The organism is Streptomyces sp. NBC_00425 (genome assembly GCF_036030735.1).
Taxonomy (GTDB): domain Bacteria; phylum Actinomycetota; class Actinomycetes; order Streptomycetales; family Streptomycetaceae; genus Streptomyces.
Genome location: NZ_CP107928.1, coordinates 2,693,549 through 2,707,941, shown reverse-complemented (window position 1 = coordinate 2,707,941; position 14,393 = coordinate 2,693,549). Strand labels below are relative to the sequence as shown.

The following is a 14,393-nucleotide window of genomic DNA, read 5'->3' as shown; positions in this document are numbered from 1 at the left end:
CTCACCGCCGGGCCGCGTGCCCGACCGCGGCCCGGGCCAGCGCCCGCACGACCGGGTGCGGGCGCGAGCCGTCGCCGGACAGCTCCGGCTGGAAGAGGGAGGCCAGGAAGAAGGGATGGTCCGCAACCTCGGCGACCCGGGGCCGGCCCTGCTCGTCGTGGCCGGTGAAACGCAGGCCGTGGGCGCGCAGGACGTCCAGATGACGGGACGGCCCGTACGCGCAGAAGTAGCGCTCCACCGTGCGCTCCGAGCCGATCACCGTGTGGGCGAGCGAGCCCGGCTCGAGCGCCACCGTCCCCTCGTGGCCCACCAGGGAGCAGGCCAGCGGCTCGATGAGCGGGTCGTCGGCGTCGGGATCGTTCTCGGCGTGCGCCGCGCGCGACAGCCCGCAGACCGTGCGGGCGTATTCCAGGAGCGCGTGCTGGAAGCCGCCGCAGGTGCCGAGGAACGGGATGCCCTCCTCGCGCGCCGTGCGGATCGCCGACAGGACGCCCGCCTCGCTCCGGTAGGGGCTGCCCGGGACCACCCACACCGCGTCGAAGCCCCGCACCGCGTGCTCGGCCTGCGCCTCCTCCGAGGGGATCCAGTAGGCGTCGAGGACCAGCCGGTCCCGGGCGGCCAGGGCGTCCAGCAGAAGCGGTATCCGCGTGTGGGACACGACGTTGGAGGAGCGGTCGCCCACCAGGGCGACCCGAGCGGTCTGAGCTGCGATGCCGGTCATGCGCCTCATCCTGGGCGCGCCCGCCGGTTCACGTCCAACGATGATTACTGCACAGTCGATAAGCAGAACTGATGCGTCCATGGATCCTGGACGCATGGACCCGCACCTCCTGCGCACCTTCGTCACCGTCGCCCGGCTCGCCTCCTTCTCCGACGCCGCACGGGAACTCGGCTACACCCAGTCCGCCGTCTCCCAGCACATCGCGGCCCTCGAACAGGACCTCGGATCGCCGCTGCTCACCCGCCGCCCGGTCGCCCCCACGCCGGCCGGCGACCGTCTCCTCGAGCACGCGGCACCGCTGCTGCTGCGTCTCGCCGCCGCCCGCGCGGACGTCGTCCGGCTCGCCGTCGCGCCCTCCCACGGGCTGACGCTGGCCGTCTCGCCCACCGCGCTGGGCCCCGCCGCCCTCGCCGCGCTCCCGGCCGCCGGAGTGACGCTGCGCGTGCTAGGCCGTGACCACGTCGTCGCCGCCGTCGCCGAGGGCACCGCCGACCTGGGGCTCGTCGACGGCCTGGCCGCGCCCAGCGACCCGCTGCGGCTGCCCGACGTGGCGCCGCTGACCGCGCGAGGCGTCGGTGAGGAGCCCGTCAGCGTCCTGCTGCCCGCCGCTCATCCGCTCGCCCGCCGCAGCGGTCTGCGTCTCGGCGACCTCGTCGACGCGCGCTGGCTGGACGCACCCGACGCCGGTCTGCCGCTGCCCCAGCTGCGTGCCGCGGCCGGCGGCGGTCACGGCTTCCGTGCCGCCCTGCGGTACGACGGCTGCGACGTCAGGCTGCTGACCGCCCTCGCCGCGGCCGGCCACGGCCTGACCCTGCTGCCCCGCTCGGTCGCCGCGGGAGTCCCGGGGGCGGTCGCCGTCCCGGTCGTCGAGCCGCGGGTCGTGCACCGGGTCGAGATCGTGCACGCCGCTGCGCCGCCCGGCGGCGCGGCCCGCGCTGTGATGGAGGCGCTGGCCACGCGCGCGTGAGCGCAGAAGCCCTGGACGTCGTCCGAGGGCCGCGTTCGCGCCGTCCCCGCGCGCGAGGCGCAAAGGCCACGGACGGCGTCGTGGGGGCGGGTTCGCGCGCCATCTGCGCGCATGCCGCGTGACGCCTGACGCGCACGCGTGCCGTGCGCCGTGCGCGGGGCGTTTGTACCTCCTTTGCACCCGGGTCAGTCTCACTCGTTCGTGGCTCGTGGCACCCGGGTGCGCCGGGTAGAGCACCAGCCGGAGGCGATCCATGGAACAGACAGCGTTGCGTCCCAAGCCCCTGCCGGGCCAGGACCCCGACGGCGCCGCCCTGCCGAGCGGCCCGGGCCACCGTCCGCACACCGCACGCCGCCGCCGACGAGGCCTGGCGACCCTGGTGGCAGGCCTGTTCGCCGGCACGGTCCTCGTCCTGTCCGGCGTCGGCCTGGGCACCGTGGGGGCGACCGTGATCGGCATGAGCAGGCTGGCCGAGCTGCAGCGGCAGGCGGAGCCAGGAGGACGGGCAGGGCCGGAGGAGCAGACCGGGCCGGAGGAGCAGACCGGGCCGGTGGGGTCGGTGGGGGCGAAGGTGCCGGTGGGGCCGTCGGGTCGGCCGCAGGCGCCGGGCCGTGCGCGGGACGGGGGAACGGCGACGCGGTCCGGGCCGGGCGGAGCGCCGACGCAGGGCCGGTCCGGCGCGTCCGCAGGCGCCGGGGCGTACGCCGGGGCCGGGGCGTCGTCGCGCGCCGCCGAGGCGAGCCTGGGGCTCGAGGCTGTGGACGCCGGAAGGACGGGCGCCGAGATCGTCGCCGTCCACGTCCCCGGTCCCGCATTCACGGCCGGTCTGGTCCGCGGCGACGTCCTGCTGACGTTCGGCGGCGCCGAGATCGGCTCGGCGACCGACCTCGCCCGCGCGGTCGACCGGGCGCGCCCCGGAGCTCAGGTCGAGGTGACGGTCCGCCATCGCGGCGACGGCGGGCACCGGAAGGTGACGGTCGTCCCCGGGATCGTCACCTGAGGCGGCCCTGGACGGCCGTCAGGGCCCGCGGGCCGTCGACGCGCCCCGCGCGGGTACGGTCCGGCGGACCAGTGGCGCCCGCCGTCCGCGCTGCGCCACCATGAGCGCCATGCCGACCTCCTCCCTCCCGGCCTTCCTGGGCGCCTGTACCCTCGTCGCGGCCTCGCCCGGACCCAGCACCGTCCTGATCGTGAAGCAGTCGCTGCGCAGCCGCCGCTCCGGCTTCCTGACGGTGCTCGGCAACGAGACCGGGGTGTTCGTCTGGGGCGTGGTCGCCGCCTTCGGACTGACGTCTACGAGGTCGGCTACTACAGCCCCTACGTGTGGTTCGTGGGCCGGATGAAGCGCGTGCTCTCCCGGGCCGGGGCGCGCCGCCGCCCGGAGCAGGTCTCCGGCGGGGTGCTGCTGCTTCTCGGCCTGCGCCTGGCCCTGGACGGCTGACCTGGGCGGGCCGTCCGCCCGAAACCCTTGTCGACCGGCTCGCGCGACCCCCGCCGGACGGGCAGGATGCTGCCCGTGGTCATCTCGCCGGCGTCGCCTCGTCCGTCACCCGTCAGCAGCCGCGTCGGCATCGGCATGGGCATCATCAGTCACCTCAGTCACCTCAGTCACCTCAGTCATTTCAGTCACCTCAGTCACCACGTCCCTCCTGGGAGGCCCGGATGACCGGCACCGCCCCCGCGCCCTTCACCGCCGACGACTACCGGGCCCGTATGGAACGCGCCGCGCGGGAGGCAGCCGACGCCGGACTCGCCGGACTCCTCGTGGCGCCCGGACCCGACCTCGTCTGGCTCACCGGCTACGCGCCGCCCGCGGCCACCGAGCGGCTCACCCTGCTCGTCCTCGCCGCCGGCCGGGACCCGGTTCTCCTCGTGCCGGCCCTCGAGGCCCCCGACGCCGCGAAAGCGGTCGGCGCCCCCGTGCTCACGCTGCGGGACTGGACCGACGGCAAGGACCCCTACGCCGCCACCGTCGCCCTCCTCGACGACCGAGGGCGGTTCGGGATCAGCGACAACGCCTGGGCGATGCACCTGCTGGTCCTGCAGAATGCACTGCCCGACACCTCCTACGCCTCCCTCACCGAGGCCCTGCCCATGCTGCGCGCCGTCAAGGACGCCGCCGAACTGGAGCTGATGGCGGCGGCGGGCGCGGCCGCGGACCGGGTGTTCGAGGAGATCCGGCGGGTTCCCTTCGGCGGGCGCAGGGAGACGGAGGTCGGCGCAGAGCTCGCCGCACTCCTGCGCAGGTTCGGCCACTCCCAGGTCGACTTCACCATCGTCGCCTCCGGGCCGAACGGCGCCAACCCGCACCACGAGGTCGGCGACCGCGTCATCGAGCACGGCGACATGGTGGTCCTCGACTTCGGCGGCCTCAAGGACGGCTACGGCTCCGACACCTCCCGCACCGTGCACGTCGGCGAGCCCACCGACGAGGAACGCCGGGTGCACGACCTGGTGCGCGAGGCGCAGGAGGCCGGTTTCCGGGCGGTGCGGCCCGGTGTCGCCTGCCAGGAGATCGACAGAGCCGCCCGCGCGGTCATCACCGCCGCCGGCTACGGCGCGAACTTCATCCACCGCACCGGCCACGGCATCGGCGTCACCACCCACGAGCCGCCGTACATGATCGAGGGCGAGGAGCAGCCCCTCGTGCCCGGAATGTGCTTCTCCGTGGAGCCCGGCGTGTACCTGCCCGGCCGCTTCGGTGTGCGCATCGAGGACATCGTCACCGTCACCGAGGACGGCGGCCGACGCCTCAACGACACCACCCGCGAGCTGGTCATAGTGGACTGACCCGCCCCCAGGAGTCCCCGGCACCCACCCGAACGGCAACGGCGCGATCATGACCCAGGCACCGACACCCACCGCGGACACCGTCCGCCGACTGGTCCGTGCGCTCCTCGAGGAGAACGGGGCGAGCGGCCCCGGACCGGAGGTACGGCCCGTCACCGAGGGCGACGCGCCCACCACCTGGTGGGTCGGCGCCCGCCATGTGCTGCGGCTCGCCCCCGACCGCGAGGCGACCGTGCGCCGCCGCCGCGAACTGCGGCTGCGCGACCTCGTCCGGCAGCACGTCCCGATCGCCGTGCCGGCCGGTGTCGCGCACGGCGAGTGGTCCCCGGGGCTGGCCTACACCCTCGACGCCAGGCTGCCCGGCGGCACGGCAGAGGAGCACGACGTGTCGGCCGTCGGCGAGGCCGACCTCGCCGGACTGCTCAGCGGGCTGCGCGAGGTGCCGGCCCGGCAGGCGGACGCGCTCGGCGTGCCGCGGGCCGCCCCGCGTTCCCTGGAGGCGCTGCGCCGGATGGCCGTCGCCGCCGCCGAACGCCTCGGCCGCGCCGACGAGTTCGACCCCGCCCGGCTGCACCAGCTCACTCCGGCGGGCGCGGCCCAGCTCGCCGCCCAGGCCGCCCCCGCGGTCCTCGTCCACCACGCGCTGCGCGGCGAGCATCTCGTGGTGAGCGCCGACGGACGGGTGCGCGGCGTCCTCGACTGGACCGACGCGGTCCTCGGGGACCCCGCCGAGGACATCGCCGGCCTGGCCCTCGCCGTCGGCGCCGGGGCCGCCGTGCGGGCCGCCACCCTCGCCGGCTACGGCGCCCGCCCCTGCCTGCGCGGCCTGTGGCTCGCCCGCTGCGACACGGTCGTCCACCTCGCCCAGCGCCTCGAAGGTCGCAGGTCCGGCCCGCGGGACGCCGACGCCCTCGCCCTCCCGCGGACCCGGCTGCGGCGTGCCTGGGAGGCGATCCTGCTGGAGCGGGTCACGGAGTTCCGCGAGGACGGGGACGGCGCCGACGACCCGGAGGAGGACGGGTAGGACGAAGCACGGCGGACGGGGACGCGCCCGAAACGGGCGTATGCGGTTGCCCGCGCCGCAGCGCCGGTCTTGCACACGGAAACAGGCGTAAGCGTCTCCTCGCTCCGGGCGCCAGGCGTACGCGCTGAAACAGGCGTAAGCGTTTCCCCCGCCGCAGCGCCGCTCGGACACGCGGAAACAGGCGAAAGCGTTTGCCGGCGCCGCGCACCGCTCAGAGACACCGCAACACGCGTAAGCGATTCCCGGGCCGCAGCGCCGCTCGCACTCAGGAAACAGGCGTAAGCGATTCCTCGCGCCGCCCACCCCTCGGACCAACCGAAACACGCGCAAGCGGTTGCCCGGGCCGTAGCGCCGCTCGTTACTCCTGCTCCAGGACGACGCATGCCTCCCCGGGCAGATGCAGCAGGCCGTCCGGGCCCGGGGCGTCCACCGGCACCCAGGCGGCCAGCACGCGCGCGGGGCGCGGGCCCAGCGGGATGGCGGCCGCCTCCTTGCCGAGGTTCACGGCGACCCGGACGTCGCCGCGCCGGAAGGCCAGCCAGCGGCCCCCGACGTCATGGGCGACCTTGATGTCGGCCAGATCGGGATCGGTGAGGTCGGGGTGGGCGTGCCGCAGGGCGATCAGCTCGCGGTACCAGGCCAGTACGCGCGCGTGCGGCTCGCGCCGCGGCTCGGACCAGTCCAGGCAGGAGCGCTCGCGGGTCGCCGGGTCCTGTGGGTCGGGCACGTCCTCCTCGGCCCAGCCGTGGGCCGCGAACTCCCGCCGCCGGCCCCGTCGCACGGCCTCGGCGAGCTCCGGGTCGGTGTGGTCGGTGAAGTACTGCCAGGGCGTGCCCGCCGCCCACTCCTCGCCCATGAACAGCATCGGCGTGAACGGCGCGGTCAGTGTCAGCGCCGCCGCGCACGCCAGCAGCCCGGGCGGGAGGGACGCCGAGAGACGGTCGCCCTGGGCGCGGTTGCCGACCTGGTCGTGGGTCTGGCCGTACCCGAGCAGCCGGTGCGCGGGCACGCGGGCCCGGTCCAGCGGGCGGCCGTGGCGCCGGCCCCGGAAGCCGGAGTGGACGCCGTCGTGGAAGTAGCCGCCGGTCAGGGTCTTGGCGAGGGCGGCGAACGGGTCGCGCGCGAAGTCGGCGTAGTAGCCCTGTGACTCGCCGGTGAGCGCGGTGTGCAGGGCGTGGTGGAAGTCGTCGTTCCACTGCGCGTGCAGGCCCAGGCCGCCCTGCCGGCGGGGGGTGATGAGCCGTGGGTCGTTCAGGTCGGACTCGGCGATCAGGAACAGCGGGCGGCCCGTCTCGGCGGCGAGGGCGTCCACCGCCGCCGACAGTTCCTCCAGGAAGGGGTACGCGCGCGTGTCCGCCAGCGCGTGCACGGCGTCCAGGCGCAGCCCGTCGAGCCGGTAGTCGCGCAGCCAGGCCAGTGCGCTGTCCAGCAGGTAGGCGCGCACCTCGTCGGAGCCGGGGGCGTCCAGGTTCACGGCGGCGCCCCATGGCGTGTGGTGCGTCTCGGTGAAGTACGGGCCGAAGGAGGGCAGGTGATTGCCGGACGGGCCCAGATGGTTGTGCACCACGTCCAGGACCACGCCCAGACCGAGAGCATGGGCCCGGTCGACGAACCGCTTCAGGCCCTCGGGGCCGCCGTACGGCTCGTGCACCGCCCACGGGGACACCCCGTCGTACCCCCAGCCGTGCCGGCCCGGGAACGGGCACAGGGGCATCAACTCCACGTGTGTGATCCCGAGTTCGGCGAGATGGCCGAGCCGCTCGGCGGCCGCGTCCAGCGTCCCCTCGGGGGTGTAGGTGCCCACGTGCAGCTCGTAGAGGACGGCGCCGGGCAGCGGGCGTCCGGACCACTGTGCGCGCCACTGGTACAGGCTCTGGTCGACGACCGCGCTCAGCCCGTCCGGCCCGTCCGGCTGGCGGCGCGAGCGGGGATCGGGCCGGAGCGGGCCGTCGTCCACCGCGAAGCCGTACCGGGTGCCGTCCTCGGCCTCCGCCTCGCCCGTCCACCACCCCGCCCGCTCCGGATCGCGCTCCAACGCGCGCGTGGCGCCGCCGCATCGCAGCGTCACGCGTCCGGCCTGCGGTGCCCACACCTCGAACTGCACGGACGGCTCCCCTTCGTCTGCTCACCGTGATGTAGCCCGTCACGTCCATCGTGCTCCACCGGAGATCGATCCGGCCCGGGAACACTCCCATCGGCGCGCCACCCGTGCGGGGGGCGTTCATCCGTCTTCTGGACACCCGGAGCCCGCTGACCGACAATCACCACCGTGACGTCGTCCTTCGAGTTCAACACGTACCCCGCGCGGCTGTCCGACGCGGAGCGCGACCGGGCGCTGAAGGTGCTGCGCGACGGCGTCGCCCTGGGGCGCCTGTCGCACGACACGTTCATCCGGCGCATGGAGCTGGCGCTCGCCGCCCGACGCCCGGACGAGCTCGCCGTCCTCACCGCCGACCTGTCCGAGGAGAACCGCTTCTCGCGGGTCGTCTTCGGCGCGGTCGAGGCGGTCTCCGGCTTCACCGTGCGACTGCGCCGCGCCTGGCAGGCCGAGCGGCTGCCCAAGCTGCTGCTGCCGCACCCGGGCACCGCGCACGCGCTGCGCATCGGCCGCGACCCGGTGAACGGTCTGCGGCTGACCCACGAGAGCGTCTCGCGGGTGCACGCCGAACTCATCCGCCAGGGCGGGGTGTGGGTGCTGCGCGACCTCGGGTCCACGAACGGCACGACCGTCAACGGGCGGCGCGTCATCGGCGCGGCCGTGGTGCGCGAGGGCGACCAGGTCGCCTTCGGCCGCACGGGGTTCCGTCTCTCGGCGAACTGAAACCGCTCAAGTCCCTTGCCGCGACGTGGTGTTGACGTACCCCGGAACGATGACTCACTGTGCGTACACCAGATACGCCCGGTGAATCGACGGCGCCCCTGCGGAGGTGTGCCCTGCCGCCCCTCCACCGCTACCCGACCGTGGACGAACTCGCGGCCCGCGCGGCCGCGCTCGCCGTCCGCAGCTCCGGGGACGTCCGGCTGCGCCGCGTCGGGGTCTCCCGCGCGGGCACACCGCTGTGGCTGCTCTCCGTCGGCCGGGGCGCCCGTCAGGCCCTCGTCGTCGCGGGGCCGCACGCCAACGAGCCCGTCGGCGGCGCCACCGTGCTGCGGCTGGCCGAACGGGTCCTCGCCGACCCGCGGCTCACCGCGGGGGCGGACGCCACCTGGAACCTGCTGCTCTGTCTCGACCCGGACGGCCTGCGCCGCAACGAGGGCTGGCTGAACGGCCCTTACACCCTCGGCCGCCACTTCCGGCACTTCTTCCGGCCCGGCTTCCTGGAACAGCCCGAGTGGCTGCCCGACGGCGCGGACGGCGCCGCCCTGCCGGAGACCCGTGCGCTGCTCCGCCTCCAGGACGAGCTGAAGCCCTTCTTCCAGTGTTCGCTGCACGGCGTCGACGTCGGCGGCGCCTTCGTGGAGCTCACCCGCGACCTGCCCGGACTGTGCCGTCGCGTCGCCCACGCCGCCGCCCGCCTCGGCATCCCCCTCGAGCTCGGTCCCTACGACACCCTGTACTGGCCGCGCCTCGGGCCGGCCGTCTACCGGATCCCGCCGCCCTGCCCGCGCGACCTCGCCGCGGCCATCACCGAGGCCGCCGTCGAGTCCACCTGGTACCACCCGCAGCGGCACGGCACGGTCACCGCGGTCGTCGAGGCGCCCATGTGGGGCGTCGCCGCCGTGGCGGACGGCTCCGCGCCCGCCGACCGGGACGGGGCGCTGCGGACCGTCAGTCACGCCCTGCGCCGCGACGCGCGGGTGCTGGAAGGCATCCTCGCGCGCGTGCGGCCCCATCTCGAGGGCGTGCCCGACGCGGCCCGTCTGCTCGCCCCGGTCGACGACTACCTGCTGGTCTGCCCCGGTCTCGCGGACGCCTGGGACCCCGACACCGCCGATCCGCTGCGCCCGCTGCCACCGCTGAGCACCGCCCATCTGACGGCCCTGCGGATCGCCGGCGGCCGGATCGCCGTCCGCACGGCCGGCCTGCTCCACCAGCTCGTCACCGGCGCCGGACGCGACCCGGCCGGGGCGCTGCCGGAGCTGGACGCGCTCATCGACGGGTGGTGCGCCGGTTACCGGGACGACTGCGGGGCGCGCTGGATCCCGGTGGCGCGTCAGGCCGAGTACCAGGCACGGGTCGTCCTCGCCGCGTTCCATCTGGCCGGTGCCCGTTCGGGTGAGTCGGACTGGGGTTCCCAGCCCGTCGTGCCGATGCACCGGGAATGAAGCACTTCCTCACCGATCTCCGGCCGGCCCGGGCGGTACGGCGCGTCCTGCCGGCCGCGGCCGCCCTCCTCCTCGCCGCCGGCGCCGCCCCGGCGGCCCTGGCCGCCCCCCACGACGCCCTCCCCGGCAACTGGCTCCAGCTCACCGTCACCCGCGGCGACGCCCGCTCCAGCGACACGCGCGGCACCCTGCTGCTGTGCGACCCGCCGCAGGGGCACGCGCGGGCCGCGGAGGCCTGCGACGCCCTGGCCAGGTCCGGCGGCGACGTCGAGGCCGTCCCGCGCGACACCGGCCGCGTCTGCCCGCTGGTCTACGCCCCGGTGACGGTCCGCGCCCAGGGACGCTGGAACGGCCGCCCGGTCGACTACAGCCACACCTACAGCAACGACTGCGAGCGGGAGGCGCTGACCGGCCCGGTCTTCGCCCTGGACGACGAAGAGGTGCCCGAGGTCTGACCGTCGGCCCGTGTCTGCCGGCTCGGGCTGTGCCTGCCCGGCTCGGCCGTGTCTGCGCGGCTCGGGCCTGTCCGGCCCGCCTCGGCCCGGCCCCGGGAGCCCGCGCTCCCGGGGCCGCCCCGTCCGCGGGCCGCCCGCCGTCGGGACCGCACCGGCCCGCGGGGGGACCGCACCTGCCCTCTCCGGGTCCGGCGGCCGTCCGTGGGGCTACGCCGCGCGGTCCCGGGCGTGCAGGGCCGCCGCGACGACCGTCCGGGACTGGTGCTCGACCTGGTGCTCCAGGGGGACCCAGCGGGCGTGGAAACGGTCGGCGAAAGCGTCGCTCCAGGTCGCGACGAGGTGCTCCAGGCGCGGAGCCGCGTCGTCGTCGTACTCCTGCAGGACCCGCCACAGCATCGCGGCCGCCCGCAGCGGCAGCCGGCGGGCGAACGCGTCCACGCTGCCGACGTACGCCATCGTCGTGTCGGCCGGCGGGGTGTGGGTCCAGTCCGCGGCCAGCCCGGGCACCAGCTCCAGCGCCCATCTGGCCGCCCGCAGCAGCGGCCCGTCGACGCCCTCCAGCCGCGGCAGCACCTCGACGAGCACCCGCTCCACCTCCGTCGCGTCCCGCAGCAGCCGCCGCGCCAGGCGCCGGATGGCCGCGGCCGGGGCGGGATGCGGGGCGGGGTCGTCCACCAGATCGCTCGCCCACATCGGCACCTCCACCACCGCCGTCAGACCGCCGTAGCGGTGGGCGTGGTACCAGGTGCTGTGCCGGGCGTCGTCCGGCATGCTCGGGTAGGCGGCCTCCGCGCCGGCGGCGGGCATCACGTGCACGCCGGGCCCGGACGCCGGCCACCCCGCCGCGTCGGAGGCGCCCGTCTCGACCGGGATGTGCAGCTGTGCGGCGGACTTGGCGAACGGCTCGGCCAGCCCCGGGATGTCCTTCGTCAACTGCACCCAGCTGCCGCCCAGCTCGGTCCCGTGCAGGGTGACCTGGAGGTAGGGGCGCAACTCGTCGATGACCCGGGTCAGCGCGCGCGTCTCGGGCGGCAGCCGGTCCGGCGGCAGGACCGCCGGGGACCACTCCGGCTGCTCCGGGCCCGCCGGACGGAAGAAGCCGAGGTGGTACTCCAGCAGACTGCGGGGCGCGGGGGTGACGTGCAGATTCGCCCCGTCCGGGTCCGCGCACAGCAGGAAGTGCCAGGACGTGCCGTCGCGCAGCTCGCGTTCGTACAGCACCCGTTCGGCGAGCGCCAGCAGCGTGCACCCGCCGGTCGGCTCGTTGGCGTGGGCGCCCGCGACGACCAGCACGGCCCGCCGGGCGTGCCCCACGGACAGCAGGTGCAGCGGCCGGCCCGCACGGGAGACCCCCACCTGTCGCAGCGTGCACGTGCCGGGCTGGCGCGCGGCCAGAGCCCGGACAGAAGAGGTCAATTCGGTCACCGTGGGGTAGCGCAGCTCCGGCAGGAGACTCACCCCCGTATTCGTCCGCCCGGCCTTCGCCTCCGCAGTACCCCACGGTCTCTGAGAACTGTCAAGAACGCCCGCGGGCAGGCTCCAGGGGCGCTCGAAGCGCGTGTCGGCGGAGAGGGGCGGGCCGACGTCACGGCCGTGGGCGCGGGCGTCCGACGCCCGCACGGACGTCCGCGCCGTTCGCCGTCGCCCGGCTCCCGGTTGCGCCGTCGGGCAGCGCGCCCTCCCCGTCCGGCCGCCCGTCGCGAGAGCCGCCCGTGCCTGCGCCGGAGCCCCGGCTCGCCGCGTCAGCCGATCCGTTCCAGCAGCGCCACCGGCAGCCGTTCGAACAGGTCGGCCACGCGCGCGTGGCCGCTGAACTCCCGCTCCCCGGCCAGCGCGTCGACCCAGCGTCCCGGCGGCAGCGCCAGCCGCGTCTCCCGCCAGCCGCCCGCCTCCGCCAGCCGCAGCGACAGCCGGGTGACGGCCGTGACCGCCCGGCCGGAGCGTGCGAACGCGAGGCAGTGCTGCGCCGCCGCCCCTTCGGCGGGCAGCGGCTCGTACGTCGCCGACTCCCCGAAGACCTCCGGACGCCGCCGGCGCAGCCACAGCGCCGCCTCGGTCACGGCCGCCTTGGTGTCGGGGTCCTCGGGCGGGAAGTGCACCGGGCGCCGGTTGTCCGGGTCGACCAGCGTCCGGGACTCGCACTCGGCGCCCTGGTAGACGTCCGGCACGCCCGGCATCGTCAGATGCACCAGCGCCGTGCCGAGCACGTTCGCCCGGATGTGCGGCGCCAGCGCGCGGCGCAGCGCGGCCACCCGCTCGCCGGGCGGCCCGCACGGTCCCGCCGCCGTGAACGCGGCCACCGCGTCCTCGTACGGCGGCTCCTGCTCCGTCCAGCTCGTGTACAGGCCCGCCTCGCGCGCGTGCTTGAGCAGCGCCTCCCGGACGCGCTCCGGTGCCGCCGGGCCGAGCCCGAAGACCGTCTGCCAGGCCGCCCACGCCAGCTGCCCGTCCACCGCGCCCTCGTGCGCGCCGGAGACCTCCTCCAGGACGTCGGACCAGCGCTCCGGGCACTCGGTGAGCACGGCGAGCGCGGCGCGCACGTCGGCGCTGCGCTTGGTGTCGTGCGTCGACACGACCGTCCCGGTGGTCGGCCAGTCGCGCTGCACGCGCGCGCAGTACGCGTGGAAGGCGGCCGGCGACACGCCCGGGGAGCCGGGGTCGCCGCCCACCTCGTTCGCCGCGGGCAGCGGCACGTACCGGTAGAACGCCGTGTCCTCCACCGACTTGGCGCGCAGCGCGGACGACGTCTGCGCGAACCGCGCCCGCAACTCCGCCCCCGCCCCGTCCTCCCCGCCGAGCACCAGCCCCCGCACCACGTCGACGGCGCCCGCCTCCTGCGGCACCGCGAACGTCTGCCGGGCCTCCTGCGCCGCCGCCTCGGTGACGACGGCCGCCGGGTCGCCCGAGGCGTAGGGCCGGTAGACCTCCATACGGACCAGCAGCTCCACCAGCGCCTGGCGCAGCGCCCACGGCGCCCGGTCGCGCAGCGCGGGGTCGCAGGAGGCGGCGCACACCCGGGAGGCCGTCCGCGTCAGCCGGTCCGTCTCGGCCGCCAGCTCGTGCGCGAGCACCTGGTGGGCCGCCCGCCGCACGGTCGCCGCCCAGTCGCCGCCCCGGTCCGTCTGCGGGGCCGCGAAGCGCCGGTAGCGGGTCAGGAGCTCCCCGGCCCCTGCGGGGTCCGTGAACAGGCCGTCGACGCGGCGCAGGGCGTCGTAGCCGGTCGTGCCGGCGACGGGCCAGGAGTCCGGCAGCCGCTCCCCGTCCGCGAGGATCTTCTCGACGACCGTCCACCGGCCGCCGCTCGCCGCGTGCAGCCGCTCCAGGTAGCCGTCCGGGTCGGCGAGGCCGTCCGGATGGTCCACGCGCAGGCCGTCGAGCACGCCCTCGTGCAGCAGCCGCAGGATCGTGCCGTGGGTGGCCTCGAACACCACCGGGTCCTCCACCCGCACCCCGATGAGCTCCGAGATGCTGAAGAAGCGCCGGTAGTTCAGCTCGGTGCGGGCCAGCCGCCACCAGGCGAGGCGGTACCACTGGGCGTCCAGCAACTGCGGCAGCGGCAGCCCGCCGGTGCCCTCGCGCAGCGGGAAGACGTGGTCGTGGTAGCGCAGGACGTCGCCGTCCACCCGCAGGTGCTCCAGCTCCCCGCCGACGGGACCGCCGAGCACCGGCAGCAGGATCCGGCCGTCCTGCGCCTCGCGGTCGACGTCGAACCAGCGCGCGTACGGCGAGCCGGGGCCCTCCCGCAGCACCTCCCACAGGGGGCGGTTGTGGCGCGGCGACATCGCCATGTGGTTCGGCACGATGTCCACGACCAGGCCGAGACCGTGCTCCCGCGCGGTGTGCGCCAGCGCGCGCAGCCCCTCCTCCCCGCCGAGCTCCGCACGCACGCGCGTGGGATCCGTGACGTCGTAGCCGTGCAGGGAGCCCGGCACGGCTTCCAGGACGGGGGAGAGGTGCAGATGCGAGACGCCGAGCGAGGCCAGGTACGGCACGGCCGCCGCCGCGGCCCCGAAGGGGAACCCGGGCTGCAGCTGCAGCCGGTAGGTCGCCGTCGGCGGCACGGGGACGGGGGCGTCACGTCGCTCAGGGGTCATGACACCCTACGTACCCGCCCCGCCGCGTTTCGTGTCACCGCCTTCCCCCGACGGTGCGGATCGGGTCCGTCCTGCC

Annotated in this window: 11 protein-coding genes and 1 pseudogene; 8 read left to right on the top strand and 4 right to left on the bottom strand. The window is 75.8% G+C overall.

From position 1 onward, the window contains the following. Position 1: 1 nt before the first annotated feature. Complete coding sequence (locus OHS82_RS11295; RefSeq protein ID WP_328433805.1) at positions 2-721, bottom strand: CTP synthase C-terminal region-related (seleno)protein; 720 nt, start codon at positions 719-721, stop codon at positions 2-4. 94 nt (positions 722-815) lie between these two features. Between OHS82_RS11295 and OHS82_RS11290 the strand changes: the two genes are divergently transcribed. The 5 genes and pseudogenes from OHS82_RS11290 (at position 816) to OHS82_RS11270 (ending at position 5,502) form a co-directional block, all read left to right on the top strand. After that, positions 816-1,688, top strand: a complete 873-nt coding sequence (locus OHS82_RS11290) for a LysR family transcriptional regulator (RefSeq protein WP_057575850.1) — start codon at positions 816-818, stop codon at positions 1,686-1,688. A gap of 253 nt (positions 1,689-1,941) precedes the next feature. After that, a complete protein-coding gene (locus OHS82_RS11285; protein ID WP_057575851.1) occupies positions 1,942-2,688 on the top strand; it encodes a PDZ domain-containing protein in 747 nt (248 codons plus the stop codon). A gap of 109 nt (positions 2,689-2,797) precedes the next feature. Further along, positions 2,798-3,129: pseudogene (locus OHS82_RS11280) on the top strand (LysE family translocator). Positions 3,130-3,350: 221 nt separating this feature from the next. Next, positions 3,351-4,478, top strand: a complete 1,128-nt coding sequence (locus tag OHS82_RS11275; RefSeq protein ID WP_328433804.1) for an aminopeptidase P family protein — start codon at positions 3,351-3,353, stop codon at positions 4,476-4,478. Positions 4,479-4,527: 49 nt separating this feature from the next. Further along, entirely contained in the window at positions 4,528-5,502 is a 975-nt protein-coding gene (locus OHS82_RS11270) for an aminoglycoside phosphotransferase family protein (RefSeq protein ID WP_328433803.1), read from the top strand. 358 nt (positions 5,503-5,860) lie between these two features. Here the strand turns inward: OHS82_RS11270 and treZ are convergent, their stop codons facing one another. After that, a complete protein-coding gene (treZ, locus tag OHS82_RS11265; protein ID WP_328433802.1) occupies positions 5,861-7,606 on the bottom strand; it encodes a malto-oligosyltrehalose trehalohydrolase in 1,746 nt (581 codons plus the stop codon). Positions 7,607-7,771: 165 nt separating this feature from the next. On the opposite strand from treZ, the gene OHS82_RS11260 reads away from it, so the two are divergent. The 3 genes from OHS82_RS11260 (at position 7,772) to OHS82_RS11250 (ending at position 10,223) form a co-directional block, all read left to right on the top strand. Next, entirely contained in the window at positions 7,772-8,323 is a 552-nt protein-coding gene (locus tag OHS82_RS11260) for a DUF1707 and FHA domain-containing protein (RefSeq protein ID WP_057575862.1), read from the top strand. Positions 8,324-8,421: 98 nt separating this feature from the next. Beyond that, positions 8,422-9,768 carry a M14 family zinc carboxypeptidase gene (locus OHS82_RS11255; RefSeq protein WP_057576228.1) on the top strand — a complete coding sequence of 449 codons (1,347 nt, stop codon included), beginning with the start codon at positions 8,422-8,424 and terminating at the stop codon, positions 9,766-9,768. After that, complete coding sequence (locus OHS82_RS11250) at positions 9,765-10,223, top strand: SSI family serine proteinase inhibitor (RefSeq protein ID WP_328433801.1); 459 nt, start codon at positions 9,765-9,767, stop codon at positions 10,221-10,223. The genes OHS82_RS11255 and OHS82_RS11250 overlap by 4 nt, the downstream gene beginning before the upstream one ends. A 207-nt stretch (positions 10,224-10,430) precedes the next feature. Here the strand turns inward: OHS82_RS11250 and OHS82_RS11245 are convergent, their stop codons facing one another. Next, a complete protein-coding gene (locus tag OHS82_RS11245) occupies positions 10,431-11,681 on the bottom strand; it encodes a M14 family zinc carboxypeptidase (protein ID WP_328433800.1) in 1,251 nt (416 codons plus the stop codon). Positions 11,682-11,965: 284 nt separating this feature from the next. Further along, positions 11,966-14,317: a malto-oligosyltrehalose synthase gene (gene treY, locus OHS82_RS11240; protein WP_057575868.1), complete on the bottom strand. Its 2,352-nt coding sequence runs from the start codon at positions 14,315-14,317 to the stop codon at positions 11,966-11,968. Between the last annotated feature and the right edge of the window lie 76 nt (positions 14,318-14,393).

Coding starts and splice junctions, on each gene's coding strand:
- OHS82_RS11295 (WP_328433805.1), bottom strand. CDS start 721: ATGACCGGCATCGCAGCTCAGACCGCTCGGGTCGCCCTGGTGGGCGAC.
- OHS82_RS11290 (WP_057575850.1), top strand. CDS start 816: ATGGACCCGCACCTCCTGCGCACCTTCGTCACCGTCGCCCGGCTCGCC.
- OHS82_RS11285 (WP_057575851.1), top strand. CDS start 1,942: ATGGAACAGACAGCGTTGCGTCCCAAGCCCCTGCCGGGCCAGGACCCC.
- OHS82_RS11275 (WP_328433804.1), top strand. CDS start 3,351: ATGACCGGCACCGCCCCCGCGCCCTTCACCGCCGACGACTACCGGGCC.
- OHS82_RS11270 (WP_328433803.1), top strand. CDS start 4,528: ATGACCCAGGCACCGACACCCACCGCGGACACCGTCCGCCGACTGGTC.
- OHS82_RS11250 (WP_328433801.1), top strand. CDS start 9,765: ATGAAGCACTTCCTCACCGATCTCCGGCCGGCCCGGGCGGTACGGCGC.
- treY (WP_057575868.1), bottom strand. CDS start 14,317: ATGACCCCTGAGCGACGTGACGCCCCCGTCCCCGTGCCGCCGACGGCG.